The sequence below is a fragment of the Catenuloplanes japonicus genome, from assembly GCF_000717135.1.
In the GTDB taxonomy this organism is placed as follows: Bacteria; Actinomycetota; Actinomycetes; order Mycobacteriales; family Micromonosporaceae; genus Catenuloplanes; species Catenuloplanes japonicus.
Window position 1 is genome coordinate 242,461 of record NZ_JNXY01000033.1, and the last position, 21,066, is coordinate 263,526.

A 21,066-nucleotide genomic window follows, 5' to 3' on the forward strand; every position below is an offset into this window, starting at 1 on the left:
GGGGTGATTCCGTCTGATCGCGGACCCGCGAATTTTTCGATTCAAGGTTGAGCGGGGCGCGCGGACAGTGCGCACACGTTATCGCACCGCGTAAGGTGGCCGTGTTTTCCGTGATCTTTCGCGCGAGGAAGTAGACCGATGTCCCGTCACGTCCGTCGAGTCAGCACCGTCGTGCTGCCGCTGATGCTCGCCGCCTCGTTGACGGGCGGTCCGGCCCTCGCGGCACCCCGAGAACCGGTCCCGGTCGTACCGGTGGCCGCCGCCAGCGCCACACCAACGGCCCCGGCCTCGGTCCCGGTCGAGCAGCGGGATCTGATGAAGTGGTACCAGGTCCAGCCGTCCTTCAACGGTGAGCCGGAGTTCCTGTTCGCGATCGCGGAGCGGCTGCTCGGCGACGGCAACCGCAACGGGGAGATCTTCGAGCGCAACAAGGGCCGGATCCAGGCGGACGGCAAGGCGCTGGAGAAGCCGGAGGTGCTCACGCCCGGCTGGGTGCTGTTCCTGCCGGCCGACGCGAAGGGCGAGGGCGTCCAGACCGGCCAGCTCTGGTACCAGGTGCAGAAGGAGTTCGGCGGCCAGCCGGAGTTCCTGCATGCGATCGCGGAGCGGTTCCTGCGCGACGGCAACCGCTACACCGAGATCTTCGAGCTGAACAAGGGCCGCAAGCAGGCGGACGGCACGGCCATGACCACGCCGGACAGGGTCGCACCCGGCTGGATCCTGCTGCTGCCGGTCGACGCGCGCGGCCGGACCGTCAGCGCGGGCCCGTTGCCGGCCGCCGCGGCCGCCGCCGCATCCGCCGCGCCCTCCGTGCCCGTGCAGGCCACGCCGGCGGCGGACACGAAGAAGAGCGGCTTCCCGGTCCTGCTGATCGTGCTGATCGTGCTCGGCGTGCTGCTGGTGGCCGGCGCGGTCGCGGGCTTCCTGATCTTCCGCGGACGTCGCGCCGGTGCTGCCGCCCCCGGTGCGGCGGCTTCCGGTGCCACGACCTCCGGCGCCAGAGCCTCAGGAGCCGCGGCTTTCGGTGCGAGGGGCGCGAAGCGTGCGAAGGCGTCGCCTGGGTCCGCGCCGACCCGCACGTTCGACACCGCCGCCTCCTGGACCATCGACCGCGCGCTGAGCGTGCTGGTCGCAGGCGTCCAGGCGGCCGGTCGCCCGGTCCCGTCGGTCTACGGCGTGTCGCTGGACGAGCAGAACATGTCGTTGCGGCTGGCCGCGCCGGACACCGACCCGGTCGAGCCGTGGGAGCCCGCCGAGAACGGCCGCATCTGGCGCGCGCAGCTGCGCGATCTGCAGGCACTGCCCGCCGTCAGCGTCGGCAGCCCCACCCCGCGCCTGGTCACGCTCGGCACCGCCGGCGGTACCCGTGAGCTCATCGACCTCGGCCAGGCCACCGGCGTGATCAGCCTCAGCGGCGACGCCGCGGCCTCGCGCGCGCTGGTCGCGGCCTGGGCCGAGGAGCTGACCAGCAGCCCGTGGTCGACCGGCGTGCGCGTGGTGGCCGGTGACGTCCGCCCGGCCCTGGACGGCAGCGACCGGCTGGCCTCGCGCGGCAGCGTGCGCGACGCGATCACGGAGGCCGAGGGCGAGCGCTCCGAGGAGGCGTACGCGCTGCGCGGCACCTCGGCCGGCGCGCCCGGCGTGCTGATCCTCGGGTCCGCGCCCGGCAACCGTGACCTGGAGCGTGTGCAGGCGCTGCTGACCAGCCCGCACGCGACGTGGGTGGTGGTCGTGCTGGGCCAGACCCGGTACGACCGGTGGCGCTTCACCATCGCGGCGGACGGCCGTCTGGAGGCGGGCGCGCTCGGCCTGACGGTCTACACCCGCGGCCGTTGATCTCGTGGTGATGTCGCTGTGATGCCGACGTGACCATCGGCACGCGACACATCTTGCGCTGAGCAATAGGTCAGTAACAGGAGCGTGCGACGCTAGGACCAGCGGGAAGGGAGCTGGTGCGTCGTGGGTCTGTGGCGAATCAGGGCGACGGTGGACGACCGCCCGGGGTACCTGTCGGTGCTCACCGCGAGCCTCGCGCTCAAGTCGGTGAACATCCTGGCCGTGCAGGTGCACACCACCGAGGGCGGCGCCGTGGACGACTTCCTGGTCGACGCGCCGGACGTGATGACCGGCCGCGACCTGCTGGCCGCCGTCGAGAAGGGCCGTGGCCGTGACCCGTGGGTGGCGCCGGCCGAGGCGCAGGCGCTCGCGGACGCGCCGACCCGCGCGCTCGGCTTCGCGGCCCGGCTGGTGCGCGACCCGGACTCGCTCGGTGACGCGCTCGGCGAGCTGCTCGGCGCGACCGAGGTCACCTGGCGGGCCGCGCTGCCCCGGACCACGCCGCCGACCCGCTTCGGGCTGGCCCGGTCCGCGATGCGGCTGGCCGACCCGGCCGGCGGCGTCTACGAGATCGTGCGCCACGAGCCCGCGTTCACCCCGGCGGAGTACGCACGGGCCCAGTCGCTGGTGGAGGTCGCGACCGCGGCGCTGCGCGCGGCCGAGGAGCCGGTCACGCTGCTGCTCCCGGACGGCGACGAGATCACGATCCGGCGTGCGCAGACCGAAGACCTCGCCGCGGTACGCCGTCTGCATGCCTCCCACCTGACCGTCGGCGCCTGCCGCCCGCACCGCCTGGTCGCGCACGGCCTGGTCGCGGTCGCGGGGGAGCGGGTCGTCGGCGTGGCCGGGCTCGCGCAGGAGGGCGAGATCGCCGAGGTCGCGCTGCTGGTCGACGACGCGTGGCGGGACCGCGGGATCGGCGTGACGCTGCTGCGCCGGCTGGTCGCGCAGGCCGGTCACGCCGGGCTGGCCGCGCTGGTGGTGCACGTGCGGTCGCGCGAGCGGATGCTGCTGTCCACACTGGAGCGGCTCGGTCCGGCGGCTTCGACGGAGCAGGACGCGGATCTGGTCACGGTCACGCTGCCGATCACGCCGACCCGGGCGACCTCGCCCGCGTGATTCGGCACGTTCAGCGCTTCACAAAGCCGTTACGGCGCGGTTAAATCGGGGATGCAAAATATTTGCGCCCGTCAATGGGAGCGCTCCCGGTCCTGATGTGAGGTGAGGGGACAGGTGCGCCCACACCCGTCCCCTCGGTGTCCTCCACTACGCGTAGTCGCGCGCGGCTCCACGGACAGGAGCGAGTCTAGTGCTTCCGCGCAAGAAATCGTGCCCGCCTTTCGGCCGAAGCGTCGTGGCGGGGCTCACGATCGCGATTTCCTTTACGGACACACCCGATCTTCGCCCGAGCGCGCCGTCCGAACCGTCCATCGGCCGGCCGCGCCCCGGTCGCCGGGGAGAGCCTCACCTCTCTCCCCGGCGACCGGCCTTGCCGCGGCTCACGACAGAAGCTCGTCCGCCAGCAGGTCCATCAGCAGGCCGTCGTGCCAGGAGCCGTCCGGTGAGCGTTCGTAGCGGCGCATGATGCCGACCGGGCGGAAGCCGGCCTTGGCGTAGCAGCGGATCGCGGCCTCGTTCGCGGCGGCCGGGTCGATGACCAGCCGGTGATGGCCGTGCGCGTCGATCACGTGGCGGGCCAGCGCGCGCACCGCGTCCGTGCCCAGACCGCGGCCGCGTACCGCGGGATCGAGAAAGATGTCGATGCCGGCGTGCCGGTACATCGGGTCGGACTCCTCGTGCCACTGGATCATCCCGATCACGGCGCCGCCCAGCGCGATCGCGAACGTGGGCGTCGCCGCGTCCAGATGGTCGTCCGCGACCTCGGCCGCCAGATCGTCGCCGCCACCCCACCAGCACCGGACCTCGGGATGACGGCGAATCGCGGCCAGCGCGGGAATGTCCGCGGCCACGGTCGGACGCAGCGCGACGGCCGCGCCCCGCAACACGGCCGCGCACGGCGGGCCGCACTCCCGGGTGACGTTCACGACGTCATCATGCCCGGCCGCACAGGTCAGCGCGGTGACAACGTCCCGTGCTCGACGCAGGACGCGGACCAGCCGGTCGGCAGCACCTGCACCTTCATCCGGCGGCGGCAGTCCGGGCAGTAGCGCGGCGGCTCCAGTTCACGGGCCGCCGCGCAGGCGGTGTGATCACCCTCGGCGCGCGCGACGCCGCACCGGTCACACCAGATCGCGGTCATGTGCCAACCTCACTGCGGTCGGGGACGGGACGGACGGGTCCTGGGCGGATGCGTGCCCGGCGGCCGGGTGGTGTCCGGGCGTGGATTCGGCGGTCTCGGGTTCAAGCTCGTTACAGCGTCGCGGACAGCGCCTTGACCGGCATGCTCAGCTCTTTCAGCAGCTCCAGGTCCGCGGTAGCCGGGCGGCCGAGCGTCGTCAGGTAGTTGCCGACGATCACCGCGTTGACGCCACCGAGCAGGCCGTCCCGGGTGCCCAGGTCGCCGAGCGTGATCTCGCGGCCGCCGGCGTACCGGATGATGGTCTTCGGCATTGCCAGCCGGAACGCGGCGATCGCCCGCAGCGCGTCGCGCGGCGCGAGGACCGGCTGATTCTCCAGCGGTGTTCCCGGGCGCGGGTTCAGGAAGTTGAGCGGCACCTCGTGCGGGGCCAGCGAGGCGAGCTGCGCGGCGAACTCCGCACGCTGCTCCACGCTCTCACCCAGCCCGATGATCCCGCCGCAGCAGACCTCCATGCCGGACTCGCGGACCATGGTCAGCGTCTCCCAGCGCTCCTCCCAGCTGTGCGTGGAGACCACGTTCGGGAAGTACGACCGGCAGGTCTCCAGGTTGTGGTTGTAGCGGTGCACACCCATCTCGGCCAGCTCGTCCACCTGCTCCTGGGTGAGCATGCCCAGCGACGCGGCGACCTGGATGTCCACGGCCTCACGGATCGCGGCGACGCCCGCGCGCATCTGCTTCATCAGCCGTGCGTCCGGCCCGCGCACCGCGGCCACGATGCAGAACTCGGTCGCGCCGGTCGCGGCCGTCTGCTTCGCGGCCTCCACCAGCTGCGGGATGTCCAGCCAGACCGCGCGCACCGGCGACGTGAACAGCCCGGACTGCGAGCAGAAGTGGCAGTCCTCCGGACAGCCGCCGGTCTTCAGCGAGACGATGCCCTCGACCTCGACCTCCGGGCCGCACCAGCGCATGCGCACCTCGTGGGCGAGCTGCAACGCGGCGGTCAGATCCTCGTCCGGAATCGTGAGCACCTCGAGGATGTCGCTCTCGTCGAGCCCGACGCCGCGCTCCAGCACCTGGGTCCGGGCGCGATCGAGGATGTCAGCCATGGTCCGTACCCTACAAGGCGGTTTGGAGAAGCTTCACAAGACGCAGGGGAGTGTGCGGTGACTCGCTGGCTGGACGCGCTCGACCGCAAGGCGGGCCTGCGCGCGCGGGCCGGGCTCACCCGGCGGCTGCGCCCGCGCGGCGCGTCCGAAGAGGTCACCGACCTGGCCGGGAACGACTATCTCGGACTCTCCCGCCATCCACAGGTGATCGCCGCCGCGACCGAGGCTCTCCGCCGGTACGGCGCCGGCGCCACCGGATCACGCCTGGTCAGAGGCTCGACGGACCTGCACGCGTCGCTGGAGGCCGCGCTCGCGGACTGGCTCGGGGCAGAGTCCGCGCTGGTCTACTCGTCCGGATACCTCGCCAACCTGGGGGCGGTCCGCGCGCTGGTCCAGCCGTCCACCCTGCTGATCTCCGACGCTCACAATCACGCCTCGCTCGTCGACGGCATCCGGCTGACCGGCGCCTCGCCCGTCATCACACCCCACAACAGCCTTCCGGGGGTACGGGAGGCGCTCGTCACCTCGCCCGCACTGGTGATCACGGAGTCCGTGTTCTCCGTCGACGGTGATCTCGCGCCGCTGGCCGGCCTGCACGCCCTGACCACCGCCTCCGACGCGCTGCTGCTGGTCGACGACGCGCACGCGCTCGGCGTGCTCGGCCCGTCCGGCGCCGGCGGCGTGGCCGGTGCGGGCCTGGCCGGCGCCTCCGACGTGGTGGTCACGGCCACGCTCTCCAAGTCGCTCGGCGCGGCCGGCGGCGTGGTGGCCGGCCCGGCCGCGCTGATCCGCCACCTGGTCGACACCGGGCGCACGTTCATCTACGACACCGCGCTCCCGCCCGCGACCGCGGCCGCCGCGCTCGCCGCGCTGGAGCTGGCCCGGTCCGGCGACGACGCGCGCGCGGAGCTGGCCGCGCGGGCCGCGCTCGCCCACGAACGGCTGACCGCGGCCGGTCTCACCTCCGCCCGGCCGGACGCCGGTGTCATCTCCGTCACCGCGCCGGGCCCGTCCGAGGCCGTGGCCTGGGCCGCCGACTGCCGCGAGCAGGGGGTGGCCGTAGGCTGTTTCCGCCCACCGACGACCCCGGACCACCGGTCCCGGCTGCGGCTGACCATCAACGTGGGCATCCCGCGCCCGGATTTCGAGCGAGCGTTAGACGTGATCGTGAAGACTGCCCCCACCCCGGACCCCACCCCATGACCACCACTGATCGGGCCGCGCCGACGGCCGCCATCGACGAGCCGGACGCCGCGGTGCCGCTGGTGGCCGCCGCCGACGCGGAGGCCGCCGAGCCGGAAGCGGATCCGGCGGTGCTGCTGACGGCCGCCGCCGACGCGGATGTCGCCGCGCCGCCGGCCGAGACAGGTCCGGTCGCTGCCGCGGCGGATCGTGCCGTGCTGCCGACCGGCGTCCGGCCGGAGGACGAACTCCCGTCCGGCGACGACGCGCGGGCGCCGGAGGAGTCCGGCGATGACGTGCCGGAGGACGAGTCGCGTCCGGTCGCGGTGACGTCCGTGACCTCGCCGGCCCCGGGGCCCGCGATCGCGGACCAGGCCCCGGCCTCCGACCCGGACGAGTGGCGGGGCGCGGTGCTGGTGACCGGCACGGACACCGGCGTGGGGAAGACCGTCGCCACCGCCGCGATCGCCGCCGCCGCGCAGGGTGCCGGCCTGCGGGTCGCCGTGATCAAGCCCGGTCAGACCGGCACCGCCACCGACGACCCGATCGACGCCGAGGTGATCGCGCGGCTCGCAGGCCCGGACACGGTACGCACGCTGGCCTCGTTCCCCGACCCGCTGGCCCCGCTCGCTGCCGCCCGGGTCGCCGGCCTGGACCCGATCGAGCTCTACACCGTGGTCGACGAGATCCGCGCCGAGATCGCCCGGCACGACCTGGTCCTGATCGAGGGCGCCGGCGGCCTGCTGGTCCCGATGGGCCTGCGCCCGTCCGGCGAGCCCTGGACCGTCGCCGACCTCGCGGTCACGCTCGACGCGAAGGCCGTGGTCGTCGCGCGCGCCGGCCTCGGCACGCTCAACCACTCCGCGCTCACGCTGGAGGCGCTGGAGCGCCGGGGCGTACCCGCGAAGATCGTGATCGGCTCCTGGCCCGCCACCCCCGAGCTGGTCCACTGGGCCAACCTCACCGACCTCATCCCGTCCCTGGCCGGCGTCATCCCGGACGGCGCCGGCGCCATCGACCCCGGCGTCTTCCGCCGCTCCGCCTCCGGCTGGCTCACCCCCACCCTCTACGGCGTCCTCGACGACTGGCGCACCTGGGCCGAAGAGCTCTGACCGACGGCCGCGCGGCAGGCCGGTGGTGGCTGTAGCATGTGCGACACAGCTCTACACAGCTCTACACAGCTCTACACAGCTCTGGTGATGGTGCGATGGACCTGGAACAGCTCGCCGTGATCGTGGACGACCTGCGGCGACGGGGATCCGATCATGCTGACGTCGAGGTGAAACGGGCGCAACGCGGCCTGCCGCAGGAGCTGTGGGAGACGCTCAGCGCTTTCGCGAACGGTGCCGGGGGACTGCTGCTTCTCGGCATCGACGAACGGTCCGGTTTCGCGATCGTGGGCGTCGAGGATCCGAGTACGGCCGAGAACCAGCTCGGCGTGTTGTGCGGTGAGATGGAGCCGCCGGTGCGGGCACAGATCGCGACGCTGATCGTGGAGGACCGGCCGGTCGTGACGGTTCATGTCCCGCCGGTCCCGCGGGATCAGCGGCCCTGCCACCGCCGGTCTCTCGGTCCGTATCTGGGCTCCCGGCTTCGGGTCGCGGACGGGAATCGGAAACTGACCGACTACGAGGTCAGCCTGCTGCTCGCGAACCAGAGGGAACCACGTCACGATCAGGCTCCGGTGGCGGAGGCCGGACGCGAGGATCTGGACACCGCGTCGCTCGAGGCCTATCTGGCGAGACTGCGCGAGACCCGGCCGTCCACGTTCGGCGGCCACTCCGACGACTATCTGCTGCTGCGGACGAACGTCCTGGTCGACACCGAGCACGGTATGGTGCCGACCGTCGCCGGACTGCTCGCCTTCGGCGAATACCCGCAGCAGGTGTTTCCGCAGCTGAACGTCTCGGTGGTGCGCTATCCCACGACGGAGGCCGGCGTGCCGGGCCCCCGGGGTGAGCGGTTTCTCGACAGCGTCGCCATCGACGGTGCGATCCCCGCGATGCTCCGGGACGCGGTCGCGGCCTTGAAGCGGAACATGCAACGCCGGAGCCTCGTCATGGGCCTGTTCCGCCACGAGGAATGGGAGTACCCCGAGGTCGCATTGCGCGAGGTGCTGATCAACGCGCTCGTGCACCGAGACCTGTCGGTGGGGGCGCGTGGTACCCAGGTGCAGGTGGAGATGTACCCGAATCGCCTGGTCATCCGCAATCCTGGCGGGCTCTACGGCCCGGTCGGTGTCGACGATCTGGGCCTCAGCGGGACGAGTTCGAGCAGGAACCGGACGCTGCTGAAGATCCTCGCCGACACGCCGACCGGTGACGGCCGGCTGGTGTGCGAGAACGTGGGCTCCGGCATCTTCACGATGCGACGGTCCTTGGCGGAGACCGGGCTCGAGGCGCCGGAGTTCCGCGACAACATCGCCACGTTCGAGGTCGTCTTCCCGAATCACACGTTGCTGGACCAGGCCACCCTCGATTGGATGACGGGTCTCGGCGCGGAAGGGCTGAACGGTCCTCAGATGATCGCGCTGGCGTTGGCACGTCGTGGCCAGCCGCTGACGAACAAGTCCTTCCGGGCCGCTACCGGTGTCGCCGACAGCCGTGAGGCGGGACGTCTGATGCGGGAACTGGTCGATCGGGGCCTCCTGGCGATGGAGGGCACGCGTGGGTCCGCCACGTACGTGATTCCCGGTGATCCGCCTCGAGAGTCCTTGCACGTGGACTCGTCGCTCACGCCGGAACAGGCGATTCTCGCCGCGCTGGGGACCGGACCGAAGCGGCGCGCGGACATCGAGGTGTCGACGGGCCTGCCGCGCAGCACCGTCACCTACCACCTGGGGCGGCTGCGGGAGGCCGGCCGGATCGAGCTGATCGGGAACGAGCGCAGCAAACATGCGATCTGGCGTGCGATCACCGACTGATCGGACCGCGGGTGTAGTTCTGCGGGACCACCCACGGATCCGCGGACGCGGGAGCACGGTCATGGACCGCCGGCCGGGTGAGGAAATCAGGCTCCGGGCCCCACGACGAACGTGTCCGGCATGCGGAACGTCAGGTTGTCCGGGGTCCAGGGCGCGCGCAGGACCGTCACCCCGCTGAGCAGCGGAAGCGTCTCCTGCGTGATCACTTCGGCCTCCATCCGGGCCAGGCCGGCCCCGACGCAGCGGTGGGCGCCCGCGCCGAAGGCGAGATGCCGGCGGCTGCCGCGCTGACCGGGGAGGAACGTGTCCGCGGCCTCGACGACGGTCGGGTCGCGGCCGGCGGCGGCGAGCCAGAGCAGCAGGCTGGTCCCGGCCGGCACGTCGACGTCGCCCAGCCTGGTGTCGCGGGCGGCCACGCGGCGCCACGTCACGATCGGCGTGTCCAGGCGCAGTGACTCCTCGACGATGTCCGAGGGTCGCGCGCCGCCCGGGACCGCAGTGGTGGCGAGGCGGTGCATGAGCAGCGTGAGGAACTGGGACGTGGTCTCCTGACCGGCCACCAGCAGGAAGAACAGCGCCCCGGCGACCACGTCGGGACCGTGCCCGGCGGCGCGGAGGCGGGCGGCGAGCCCGCCGCCGTGCACGGCGAAGTCACGGAGCGTCAGGTGGAACTCGCCGACGACCGTGGCCAGGTGCTCCTGCCGCGCGGCGGACAGCGGCGCCCAGAACAGCTCCAGGGCCGCACGGGCGAACCGTTTGACCGCGTCCGCCTCGGCCGCGGGCAGCTCCACGAGCCGGGCCAGGACCAGCAGCGGGAGGTCGGCGGCGAGCCGCGCGTGCAGGTCGACCGGGGTGCCAAGATCAAGATCATCGACCACCGAGGCCACGCGGGTACGCACCAGCGCGGTCAGCCAGTCCCGCTGCGTCTCCACCGCGTGCGGGTGCAGCAGCGCCGCGACCTCGGCCCGGATCGCCGGATGGGAGACGCCACCGTTGTTGGCGAGCGTGGGCGGCAGCCGGAAGCCGTGCCGGACCAGGATGCGCAGCGCGCTCGCGGGCATCGGCGTGACCGCGTCGAGCGCGTTGTCCGGCCGGTACGTGTCCTGGTCGGCCAGCACGGCCCGCACCTCGGCATGCCGGGTGACCAGCAGGTGCTCGCCGCCGACGCCGTCGGGCACGAGACGGGCCGTCCCGGGCACGGCCGGCGAGTCCCAGAGTCGAAACAGCACGGCGACCACGCTACGCCTGGCGCGGATCATGACCGCCTGGTGCGGTTTCCCTCATCCGAGCCGGAAGCGCGCCGATTGTCCGATAGGCGGGAAAGGGACCGGTGGGGGGATCTGGATGTCGGCACGGCGGGTGGGCTTCGGCTACACCGTCTTGTTGCTCGTCCTCACCGTGCTCTATTACGCGTTCTCGCAGTACAAGCTGCTGATCTGGCCGCTGATCGGCCTGTCCGGCGTGGTGGCGATCATCGTGGGCACCCGCCTGCACCGGCCCCGGCAACGCCTGCCGTGGTATCTGCTGGCCGGCTCGCTGGTGGCGTTGAACACGGGTGACACGTACTACAACTGGCTCGTCGAGGTCGTGCACGAACCGGAGCCGTTCCCCTCGTACGCGGATGTGGTCTACGTCTTCGTGCCGGTGCTGCTCGCCTCCGCGCTGCTGGGCTTCATCGGCGCGCGCACGGTCGGCCGGGACCGTAACGCGCTGCTCGAGGCGCTGATGGTGACGGCCGCGCTGTCGCTGGTGGTCTGGATCTACCTGGTCGCGCCGATGATCCGGGACTCGGGCACGACCACGACCGAGAAGCTGGCGTCGATCATCGGACCGGCCGGGGACGTGGTGTGCCTGGCCGCGCTGACCCGGCTGCTGGCGGTCGGCGGACGCCGCCCCGCTCCCGCGAACCTGCTGGTGGCCGGCGTGCTGTCGCTGCTGGTGACCGACTGTCTGTACTCGGTCGACGTGCTGGCCGGCAGCTGGGAGGTAGGCGGCCCGGTCGACCTCGGCTGGGTGGTCTTCTACGCCGCACCGGGCCTGGCCGCGCTGCTGCCGTCGATGCGCTGGCTGACCGAGCCGATGTCGAGGCTGCCCGGGTACGCGTCGCGGACCAGCGCGTTCCAGGGCGCGATGCTGCTGGCCGTGAGCCTGGTCGGCCCGGTCGTGCTGCTGATCGAGTCGATGCGCGGGCAGACCCGGGACGTACCCCTGATCGCCTGTGTGACGCTTTTGATCTCGATGTTCGGGGTGCTCTGGTCCAGCGGCTCCCGCTTCGACTTCCTCGCCACGCTGAACCGGGAGTCGGCGTTGCGCGAGGCGGGCGCGCGCCTGGTGTCGGCCACGACCGCGGTCGAGGTCGGCGAGGTGGTCCGCACGGCCGTGCTCCGGCTGCTGCCCGCGGACGCGCCGCACCTGGCCGTGCTGGCCGAGACCGCGGCGACCGACCACGACGAGGAGGGCGAGGTCGGCGACCTGGACCGCGAGGTGCTGCCGCCGGGCCGCAGACCCTGGCTGGCGGACGCGGCCGGGCTGCCCGCGGAGCTGACCCGCTTCGACCGCGTGCTGTGCTGCCCGCTGGGCACCGACCCGGGCGGGATGCTCTACCTGGGCGCGCGCGAGGAGCAGCTACGGCTGCTGGCCGGGTCGATGGAGGTGCTGGCCTCGCAGACCGGCCTGGCGCTGGCCCGGATAGCGCTCAACCAGGAGGTCAACCGCGCGCAGAGCGAGGCGTACTTCCGCACGCTGATCCTGCACACCTCCGACGTCATCGTGATCGCGAACACGGACGACACCATCCGGTACGCCAGCCCGTCCGCCCGCACCGTGCTGGACGTGCCGGAGCTGGTCGGTGCCGCGCTGGACACCGTGATCGACCCGGCCGACCGCACCCGGTTCCGCCACATGCTCGCGCAGGCGCGCGCCGGCGTGGGCCGCCACGACGGCATGGACTTCACCGCGGTCCGCGGCGACGGCGCCCGCCTGCAGATCGAGGTCGACTGCCGGGACCTGCGCGACGAGCCCACCGTGAACGGCCTGGTCCTGACGCTGCGGGACGTCACGGAACGCCGCAAGCTGGAGCGCGAGCTGACCCACCAGGCGCTGCACGACTCGCTGACCGGCCTGGCGAACCGCGCGCTCTTCACCGACCGCGCCCAGCACGCGGCCGCGCGCGCGGGCCGGGACGGCGAACTGGTCGGCGTGCTGCTGATCGACCTCAACGGCTTCCGCCTGATCAACGAGGCGCTCGGGCACATGATCGGCGACCGGCTGCTGGCCGGCGTGGCGGAGCGGCTGACCGAGGTGCTGCGGCCCGGCGACACCGTGGCCCGGCTGGGCGCGGACGAGTTCGCCGCGCTGATCGAGGACGTCAGCCACATCGCGGAGCTGGAGGAGATCGCCGGGCGGGTGACCACGGCGCTGTCCGCGCCGTTCGTCATCGAGGGCGAGCACATCGGTGGCGCGGCCAGCGTCGGCGTGGCCACCACCGCGGAGGCCCGGGACGCGAAGGAGCTGCTCCGCCAGGCCGACCTGGCACTGAACGTGGCGAAGGCGGCCGGGCGAGGGCAGTGGCGGCGGTACCAGGCCGAGGTGCACTCCGCGCTCGTCGCCCGCCTGGAGCTGCGGGCCGCGCTGGAGCAGGCGGTCAGCGGCGGCCACTTCGTGCTGCAGTACCAGCCGATCGTGGACCTGCTCACGGACGAGGCGGCCGGGTTCGAGGCGCTCGTCCGGTGGAAACATCCGACGCGCGGCGTGATCCCGCCGGACCAGTTCATCAACCTGGCCGAGGAGACCGGCCTGATCGTGCCGATCGGGCACTGGGTGCTGGAGGAGGCGCTGAAGTCGGCCGAGCGCTGGAACCGGCTGGTGCCGTCCGACCGCCCCCGCTACGTGAGCGTGAACGTGTCCGCGCGCCAGTTCCGCAACCCCGGCTTCATGGACTCGGTGCGGCAGGTGCTGGCGGAGTCGGGCGTACCCCCGCGGGCTCTGCTCCTGGAGATCACGGAGAGCCTGCTCCTGCGCGAGGACGAGCAGGTGTGGGCGGACATGGCGGCACTGCGCCAGACCGGGGTGCGGATCGCGATCGACGACTTCGGCACCGGCTACTCGTCGCTGAGCTACCTGCGCCACATGCCGATCGACGTCCTGAAGATCGACAAGTCGTTCATCGACGACATGGTCCACAGCCGCAAGCAGCGCGCGCTGGTCGCCGCGATCGTACAGCTCGCGGACACGCTGGACCTGCGCGTGATCGCGGAGGGCATCGAGGAGCCGGTGCACCGCGAGATGCTGGCCAGCATGGGCTGCCCGTACGGCCAGGGCTATCTCTTCTCCCGCCCGGTCAACGCGGCGGAGATCTACGGCTGGCTGGCGGCGCGCGGCAAGACGGCGAAGGTCGTCTGAGAGTCGTCTGAGAAAAGCACCCGCCCGGCTGCCCGCGGGGGGTGCGGTCGGAGCCGGGCGGTGCGGCATGTGAGGCGGTGCCGAGGATCTGGGGCCAGGTCTCCCCTCGCGGGGCAATCCTCCCGGTCCGTACTCGGGGTGTTGGTCGGACACGCGGGCGGATCCGTCCACCGGTCGGCGGGCGGTTCCGGTGACCGCGGGGCGGCACCTCGTCTTCGTGCTGGCCCCCACGTTATGTAACCGGCCGCCTGTGCCGAATCGGGGAAAACCCTTGCAGTCGCGTTCAGGCGGCCGCCGGGAATGCCGATGGGAAGAGAGTGATCGGTCGGCGGCGCAGGATCAGCGGGGCGCTGGTGGCGCTGGTGCTGATGGCCGGGGCCGCGACCACCGTCGGCGCGCATCTCGCGGTCCGGGCCGGGGAGGACCGGTACGCCGGCCAGGTGATGGACCGCTACGCCTCGGAGATCGCCGGCGCGGTCGAGGAACAGGTCACCCGCTACGGCGGGACGCTCACGGACATCGCGTACGCGGTCGGCGCCCAGACCACGCTCACGGCCGGCGACTTCGGCGGCATCACGGCCGGGCTCGTCACCGAGCGGCTCCCCGGCGCCAGCAACGTCGGCTTCATCGTGCCGGCCACCCCCGCCGAGATCCCCGCGGTCCAGCAGCGGTGGCGCGACCAGGGCGCGGACGGCCTGACGCTGCGCCCCGCCGACGGCGAGACCGGGCACGAGTTCCTGATCTTCGAGAAGTCCTTCGACGGACTGGACAACATGCGCGGCACGGACGTCGCGGTCAGCGCACCCGCCACCGCGGCGCTGAAGACCGCGCGGCACAGCGGCAGCCTGGCGATCAGCGTGGCGTACCAGCTGGTCCGCGACCGGAACGTCGACGCCGGCCGGCAGCAGAACTCGGTCGTCCTGGCCGCGCCCGTCTACACCGGCCTCGGCTCCACCGCCCCGGACCTGTTCATCGGCTGGATGGTCATGGGCCTGCGCGGCCAGGACTTCCTCTCCCGGATCCTGCTCGACCGCGGCCAGGGCTCGGTCCAGGTCACCCTCACCGACCCCGCCGTCTCCGGCGCCGTCCTCGCCACCGCCACCCCCGGCGAACGCGTGAACGACGCCGCCCTCGAACGCTCCGCCGGCATCACCGTCGGACAGCGCCGCTGGCAGCTCGCCATGTGGCCGACCAGCCGCCTGATCGCCGCCACGGACCGCGGCATGAGCTGGCTCACCGGAGCCGCGGGCGCCGGCCTGTCGATCCTGCTCGCCGTGGTCACCGCCGTCCTCGCCGGCAGCCGCAACCGCGCGCTGGAACAGGTCGACCAGGCCACCGCCGACCTGCGCCGCGACATCCGCCGCCGCGAACAGGTGGAGGGCCGCCTGCGCCTGCGCGAGGAGGAACTGCGGCACCTGGCCTTCCACGACCCGCTGACCGGCCTCGCCAACCGCACGCTCTTCTACGACCGGCTCACCCACGCGCTGGCCACACACGGCCGCCGGGACCGCACGTTCGCCGTCCTCTTCATCGACCTGGACGGCTTCAAACAGATCAACGACGAGCGCGGCCACCAGGCCGGCGACACCGTGCTGCGCACCACGGCCGAACGGCTGCTCGCCGGCCTGCGCGCCACCGACACGGTCGCCCGCTTCGGCGGCGACGAGTTCGCCATCATCCTGGAGGACCTCGCCCACGCCGAGGACGCCCGCCCCACCGCCGAACGCGTCATCAACACCCTCCAGGAGCCGATCGACATCGACGGCCGCCCCGCCCGCGTCTCCGCCAGCGTCGGCATCGCCGTCAACCACCCCGGCCTCACCGCCGACGACATCCTCCGCGACGCCGACACCGCCATGTACTCCGCCAAAACCAACGGCAAGAACCGCTACGCCGAGGCGTAGACCCCAGATCAAGATCTCTATTTCCCGCTTCCGGCGTGGTCGCGGTCCGCACGCTCCCGCGGGCACCGGTTCCGCCGCTGGTCCGGAAAACCCCGCCCGGCCGTTGAATGCCGTGATCCGGGCACGAACGTCCGATCGTCGCAGGCTGCTCCGCGTGGGCACGGACTGTGTGCGGGCGCATGGCTGTAGCCGCCGGGCACGGCTGTGCACGAGGCAAGCGCCGCACTGATGGGGATGCGCTCCTAGGGATGCGCTGCGCGGGCGGAGGTGGCTGTGCGTGAGGAGCGAGCAAATATCGAGCCCACAGCACCCGATATTTCAGCATTTTGTGCTCGCGCTGCGGGTGCTCTATACGTGCGGCTATCAAAGTCGGCCGCCGAATGTACTGGAGAGTGGTTATCGGGCTCGGACAACCGCTCTCCAGTACATTCCGTCTTGATCGACTCATGCTCACGGAGAGGTCAGTTGGATGCCCAAATAGCAAAAGCCCCACCTTCGTTTCCGAAGATGGGGCCTGAGCTGGTGGGCGATACTGGGTTTGAACCAGTGACCTCTTCCGTGTCAAGCGAAAATCACGACGCTCGTGCCTCCCCGGCATTGCACCTGAGCTGAAGGTATCAATCCATACAGGTCCACAAAGATCCGATGACGCTCGTAGCGGTTGACACTCAGATTGACACTCAGATCGCCGCCCGTTCGCTTCGGTCCGAAGTCGCACGCGCTCGCGTCTGCTTGGGTGTGCGCGTAACGCCACGACCTCAGTGCTGGCGGGTTAATCCCCACAATCCATAAATCGACTTCTTAAGTTGCCTATGGGTTGAGCCCCAAGCGCGGCAGAGGTGCGAATATAGACAACTACCACTGCTCAATTCCAGCGACAACCGTTTGCGTAATGTCGCGCAGAAGAGTTACTCCAGCCAGGTCAAGCGACACATCTTTTACATGAACAAAAACTTGATACTGCCCCTTCTTTCCGTCATGACGAGTCACAACATCACGCCATCTCCTCAGCGCTTTATCGAGCTTAGCATTAATGGCCGTACGTGCAGTCCCACCTGACTTGAAAGCCGGAACAGTGATCCTTTCAGTGACATTAAACTCAATTTCAATTATTGCTTTACCTTTTTGGCCTACGTCCTTCAAGCGATGAATGACTGAGACCTGACCAGATAGGCTCTGCATAGAAACTCGATCATCAGTCGCGTCATACCTTCCCAGCCCGGCATACAAATGCCCAACTTTTCGGCAGAGTTGCGACTCCGATACTGAATCGTCGCCGCTGGCCTGAAGAATAAAAGCCTCAGCCTGGCTCAGTTTCTCAATCAACTCGAGCATTGACAGTCTTTCGGATGGCGTGCGCGAGGTGCAGGATTCGTAAACACCAAGGAGGACGACAGCCGCACGATCCTCAACCCATGAGTTAAGCGTGTTTCGTAACCTTGTCAAATTGTCGGCGAAGTTGTCACCACTTGGGTCGCGCCCCACAATGACAAAGAAAAGCAGCTGCGCAAGACTGAAGATATCAACCGCCTCCGCTCTCGCAGCGGCCGTATTGGGAGAGTGCAGCTGCTCCGGAGCGGCGTAATTGATCACACCGCCAACGCCGAGGTTGGTAGTCAGGGTTCGATTGGTTTCATGATAAGCCAAATCAAAATCAGTTAGCCAGGGCTTTAGGTGAGACTCGTCGTCGCTCGTGACAATGATGTTTTCTGGCTTGATGTCACGATGCTTCACTCCACTGCCGTGCGCCGTGCGAACTGTATCAGTGACATCAATCAGTAGGCGAATTACGTGCTCGGCGTCTTCCCGACGAATAAATGCGTGGCGGAGATCTGAACCCGGAATTGCATCCATAAGAAACCCGAGCGGCGCCGCTGTCATCTCAAAGACTCTGACAATATTTGGATGACCTTCCAGCTTCTTCATATTCCGATAGCCATTATCGAATCGCCGAACCTTAAGGTCCTGGTCAAGTTCATTGCCATGAAACACCTTGTAGGCCAGCCGACCCCCTTCCGGCGTCTCAATCTCCCAGACGTGACCATATCCGCCATGGCCAATATGACTTACGACTCGCCCAAACTGCGTCTCCTGCCCAACCGCAATCTCCGAGAGCGCCGATCGAAACCCCTTCAAGCGTTCACCAAATTGACGCCAGATCGCATCACGCTGAATGTCCTGCAATTCTGTTTCGGTCTCCTTGAACCAGGTGATCACGCCTTCCAGCTGAGACGCGCAGACCCTTGCCCCCTCACTTAGCCTATGCGCGGGGTCGGAAAGCTCTCGCTGCTGAAGGTTCTGATATTCATCAATAAGCTTCTGCGCCTTAGCAATGTTCGTATTGATCTCGCGAGTCTCTAGCGGTCGCCCTTTCCTTGGCTCAAATCCCTCACCGAGAACGACGGTCCCGGCTACGTCGCCCTTGAATACTGGCGTTTGCAGTCCTTCTGGCATAGTGCGCGTGATATATTCAAATAGGTTCAACAAAGTGACCCGACCGTCGAAGTCGACCGCTTTATCAATCAAGCCATCCAAAAGGCGATCCGTAAATACGCCGTTCGTGGATGCATTATTGGGATATGAATACTGCTCTGGCCTGCACGCGGCCAGAATGCATCGACTCTCGTTTACCGTAGCCACCTCGCGCTCGACATCCCGAGGTGAAAGCGGTCTACTGTTTACCCAATTAAAGGCGCTTCCCGAGTGGCAGCAGTCCAGAATTGCGATCACATGGTCATAACGAAGACTCGCCTCTTCCATTAGTTGACCAAGCTGCGCCAGAGAGATTCCGGGGTCATAGAATTTCCCGTCAACCGTGACGAGATGCCCAGAATTTCCGAGAACTTGCCCATGGCCCGCAAAATAGAAAATCAGCATTTCGGCACCCTCCGTGGCGCCATATACCAATTCACCCAAAACCTCAAGAATTCTCGGCCGAGTTGCGACTCTATCAATGAGTGTGGTGCAGTCGAACCCATACTCATCAAACGAAAGGGCTGCCGCAACATCGTTTGCATCTTTCGCGCACGCAACAAGGGGGGCATCGTCATACTTGTCGATACCAATAATTACAGCTTTACGCACCAGGGCTTCCCTTCCTGAAAGCAAATACGAACAAATCGGTCACAAAGCGGCGCAATCCATTTAAGCCGGGATTGCCCAGCGGACAGATTACATTGAATCAATGCACAATTCACGAGACACGCCAGATGGGCGCCGCAAAAACAAGCGACACGCCGATAAGCGTCTGTCATGAATCCGACAGCTTTGCACCCTGAGTAGTTCGGCACGCCAAGAGGCGCCTGACTCCAGATGGCAGTTCCGGTTAGAGCCCGATTGGCAAATATTCGTTCATTGAGGGCACAGCTCAAATATTGGTCGAGAATGCGATTCCCTAAGATTGGTTCCGGGCCATTGCCGATGCGGCCGTCGCCATGTCGGCCCGAGAGCAGGCGTCATCGAGGATTAACAAACTCGCAGGAGAGCCGACCGATGGCGCCACCTAGTTCCACCGACCACCGGTGGAACAACACCTAACAAGGTTGAAATTTTGACCGTGACCGCGTTAGTCATTGAACATATTTCCTTGGGAAGGATCTTCAGCGACAGTTTATTTGGACGGCGTACGGGCGTGTTCCCAACCAAGGGGATTCACCGCGCAGCAGGCGCCGACACAGTAGAAGGGAGGAACCATGTCTAAGCCGATGGGCGGCGAGAACGTGGTGGTTGTGGAGGAACACCCGCCGTGGTGTAGCCAGGGCCCCGGCAAAGTCCTAAATGAGGCCGAGGAGCGCAGGTGGGCGGCTGCTGTCGCGGGCGTGGTGTCGGTTGGCGGCGGCGATGTTGGTGACTCCGGTGGCGCGTAGCGCGCTGATGGCGGCGTCGCGGAGGGCTGCCATGACTTGTGGTCCGGTGCCGGTGCGGATCTGGGATCGGTCTTCGTCGAAGGTGACGTCGCGGACCCGGTGGATCTTGTTTTCGATTGACCAGTGGCCGCGGATCCAGGCGGCCAGTTGTGCCGGTTTGGCCTGGTGGACGTGCAGGTTGGTGATGGCGTAGACGGTTTCGGTGGTGAAGCGGCGTGGCTGGTCGAGACGACGCCTGCGACGGCGGATCTGCAAGGCCTGGACGGCGTGAGGGAAGTCGATCCCGGCGGCGACGGTGAGGATCTTCAACGTGCGAATCTCGCGGCGGCCGTGGCCGCGGTCATCGTGGCGGGCGGCTTGCGGGACCTGCGGCCAGGGCAGGCGGGAGAGCTGTGTGTGCAGGTGGGGCTGGTTGCCCTTCACGGTCAGAATCCAGTGGGCGTGGCGTGTGGCGAGATATGCGGCGTGTTCGCGTTGGCAGTGCATCGCGTCGGCGGTGATCACCGTGTTTCGCAGGTCACCGATCTGGTCGAGCAACGACGCGAACCGGGTGATCTCATTGGTCTTGCTGTCGACATCGGTGCAGGCAAGGACGATGCCGGCGTTCTGATCGCAGGCGGCCAGGACGTGCCGGGCTGCACTGCTGGCGGTGCGTGATCCTCGGAGCGTTTTGCCGTCGACCGCGATAGCACGGCGTTGTCCCGGGGCGGCCGTGATGGTCTGCGCGGTGAGCCAGTTACTGATCGCTGCGGTCAGCAACTGCGGGTCGAGGGCTTGCAGCAGCCGGCGGATCATCGCCTCCGACGGGCGGCGATCCGGAGTGAAGCCCAAGGTCAGAGCCGTCGAGGCCGGCACATCAGCCACCCATTCACCGATCGCGGTATAGGAACGACTCCCCGCGATCACCGCGCAGACCGCGGCGATCACCACCACCGTCAGTCGGTGCCGAACCCCGCGACGGGCCCGAGGGTCAGGCAACTCGGCGAGCGCCGCGACCAGCCCGCCAGCGGTTTCGGGCACGGTTAGAGCCGGTGCGCAGGACAAAGAGGAGATCAGCGATGATGGCGTTGCGGGCATGACTCACTTCGGATCGATCAACACGGCGTAGGAACCTTGATGATCTTCCGAATCGGTCATGCCCGTCTTGCTGCGCCCAACGGCGGCGCTTCTACACCAATCACCTCAAGTCGGACAACACCACGACCTTGCCGGGACCCTGGCAGCGGGGCCTACATGTGCGGGCCACCTTGGTGCGGTCGGCGCGTCTATCTATGACGCTCTACGACACTCAGGCGAGGCGTGCCGGCTGCATGAAGGGATGCCCAGAGGGGACCTGCCGGTGAGCTGCTGTGCGCAGGATCGCGTCCAACTCTTCCCGGGCGGATGCAAGCGCCACCAGCGTGCCAGCGGCGGCGCTGACACTCAAATGGCGTAGACACTCGGTTAGACATGCACACGCAAAAAGGCCCCATCTCCGTCGATCGAAGATGGGGCCTGAGCTGGTGGGCGATACTGGGTTTGAACCAGTGACCTCTTCCGTGTCAAGGAAGCGCGCTCCCACTGCGCCAATCGCCCTAGGCAAAACTAC

13 protein-coding genes and 1 tRNA gene are annotated in these 21,066 nt (G+C 68.7%); 7 read left to right on the plus strand and 7 right to left on the minus strand.

What is annotated here, in order from left to right:
- Positions 1-138: 138 nt before the first annotated feature.
- Both OP04_RS38385 and OP04_RS38390 read left to right on the plus strand, forming a co-directional pair.
- Positions 139-1,836, plus strand: coding sequence for a hypothetical protein (locus OP04_RS38385; protein ID WP_157240923.1), 1,698 nt, complete (start codon positions 139-141; stop codon positions 1,834-1,836).
- A 123-nt stretch (positions 1,837-1,959) separates the two neighbouring features.
- A complete protein-coding gene (locus OP04_RS38390) occupies positions 1,960-2,955 on the plus strand; it encodes a GNAT family N-acetyltransferase (protein ID WP_033344847.1) in 996 nt (331 codons plus the stop codon).
- A gap of 380 nt (positions 2,956-3,335) precedes the next feature.
- On the opposite strand, the gene OP04_RS38395 is transcribed toward OP04_RS38390, so the two are convergent.
- From OP04_RS38395 to bioB, 3 genes are all read right to left on the minus strand, one after another.
- On the minus strand, positions 3,336-3,842 hold the full coding sequence (locus OP04_RS38395; protein ID WP_033344937.1) for a GNAT family N-acetyltransferase: 507 nt from the start codon (positions 3,840-3,842) through the stop codon (positions 3,336-3,338).
- Between the two features lie 65 nt (positions 3,843-3,907).
- Positions 3,908-4,096 carry a biotin synthase auxiliary protein BsaP gene (gene bsaP, locus OP04_RS38400; RefSeq protein WP_051799719.1) on the minus strand — a complete coding sequence of 63 codons (189 nt, stop codon included), beginning with the start codon at positions 4,094-4,096 and terminating at the stop codon, positions 3,908-3,910.
- Between the two features lie 110 nt (positions 4,097-4,206).
- The gene (bioB, locus tag OP04_RS38405; protein WP_033344848.1) at positions 4,207-5,202 is read right to left on the minus strand and encodes a biotin synthase BioB; all 996 of its coding nucleotides are present in this window, start codon (positions 5,200-5,202) and stop codon (positions 4,207-4,209) included.
- 57 nt (positions 5,203-5,259) lie between these two features.
- Between bioB and OP04_RS38410 the strand changes: the two genes are divergently transcribed.
- The 3 genes from OP04_RS38410 (at position 5,260) to OP04_RS38420 (ending at position 9,307) form a co-directional block, all read left to right on the plus strand.
- Positions 5,260-6,405 carry an 8-amino-7-oxononanoate synthase gene (locus OP04_RS38410; RefSeq protein ID WP_033344849.1) on the plus strand — a complete coding sequence of 382 codons (1,146 nt, stop codon included), beginning with the start codon at positions 5,260-5,262 and terminating at the stop codon, positions 6,403-6,405.
- A gap of 389 nt (positions 6,406-6,794) precedes the next feature.
- Positions 6,795-7,496 carry a dethiobiotin synthase gene (bioD, locus tag OP04_RS56050; RefSeq protein WP_033344939.1) on the plus strand — a complete coding sequence of 234 codons (702 nt, stop codon included), beginning with the start codon at positions 6,795-6,797 and terminating at the stop codon, positions 7,494-7,496.
- A gap of 95 nt (positions 7,497-7,591) precedes the next feature.
- On the plus strand, positions 7,592-9,307 hold the full coding sequence (locus OP04_RS38420; RefSeq protein ID WP_033344850.1) for an ATP-binding protein: 1,716 nt from the start codon (positions 7,592-7,594) through the stop codon (positions 9,305-9,307).
- Positions 9,308-9,393: 86 nt separating this feature from the next.
- On the opposite strand, the gene OP04_RS38425 is transcribed toward OP04_RS38420, so the two are convergent.
- Positions 9,394-10,566 carry a cytochrome P450 gene (locus OP04_RS38425; protein WP_157240924.1) on the minus strand — a complete coding sequence of 391 codons (1,173 nt, stop codon included), beginning with the start codon at positions 10,564-10,566 and terminating at the stop codon, positions 9,394-9,396.
- 85 nt (positions 10,567-10,651) lie between these two features.
- On the opposite strand from OP04_RS38425, the gene OP04_RS38430 reads away from it, so the two are divergent.
- Both OP04_RS38430 and OP04_RS38435 read left to right on the plus strand, forming a co-directional pair.
- A complete protein-coding gene (locus tag OP04_RS38430) occupies positions 10,652-13,708 on the plus strand; it encodes an EAL domain-containing protein (protein WP_033344852.1) in 3,057 nt (1,018 codons plus the stop codon).
- Between the two features lie 317 nt (positions 13,709-14,025).
- Positions 14,026-15,612, plus strand: a complete 1,587-nt coding sequence (locus OP04_RS38435; RefSeq protein WP_033344853.1) for a sensor domain-containing diguanylate cyclase — start codon at positions 14,026-14,028, stop codon at positions 15,610-15,612.
- 855 nt (positions 15,613-16,467) lie between these two features.
- On the opposite strand, the gene OP04_RS52450 is transcribed toward OP04_RS38435, so the two are convergent.
- From OP04_RS52450 to OP04_RS38445, 3 genes are all read right to left on the minus strand, one after another.
- The gene (locus tag OP04_RS52450) at positions 16,468-18,696 is read right to left on the minus strand and encodes a protein kinase domain-containing protein (protein WP_157240926.1); all 2,229 of its coding nucleotides are present in this window, start codon (positions 18,694-18,696) and stop codon (positions 16,468-16,470) included.
- A 689-nt stretch (positions 18,697-19,385) separates the two neighbouring features.
- Positions 19,386-20,498, minus strand: coding sequence for an ISAs1 family transposase (locus OP04_RS38440; protein WP_198154125.1), 1,113 nt, complete (start codon positions 20,496-20,498; stop codon positions 19,386-19,388).
- A gap of 480 nt (positions 20,499-20,978) precedes the next feature.
- A tRNA-Val gene (locus OP04_RS38445) sits at positions 20,979-21,053 on the minus strand.
- Positions 21,054-21,066: the final 13 nt, after the last annotated feature.

What these genes read in the sequence shown, in the direction of transcription:
- OP04_RS38425 (WP_157240924.1), bottom strand. Translation starts at nt 10,566, where the DNA reads ATGATCCGCGCCAGGCGTAGCGTGGTCGCCGTGCTGTTTCGACTCTGG.
- OP04_RS38420 (WP_033344850.1), top strand. Translation starts at nt 7,592, where the DNA reads ATGGACCTGGAACAGCTCGCCGTGATCGTGGACGACCTGCGGCGACGG.
- bsaP (WP_051799719.1), bottom strand. Translation starts at nt 4,096, where the DNA reads ATGACCGCGATCTGGTGTGACCGGTGCGGCGTCGCGCGCGCCGAGGGT.
- OP04_RS38430 (WP_033344852.1), top strand. Translation starts at nt 10,652, where the DNA reads ATGTCGGCACGGCGGGTGGGCTTCGGCTACACCGTCTTGTTGCTCGTC.
- OP04_RS38385 (WP_157240923.1), top strand. Translation starts at nt 139, where the DNA reads ATGTCCCGTCACGTCCGTCGAGTCAGCACCGTCGTGCTGCCGCTGATG.
- bioB (WP_033344848.1), bottom strand. Translation starts at nt 5,202, where the DNA reads ATGGCTGACATCCTCGATCGCGCCCGGACCCAGGTGCTGGAGCGCGGC.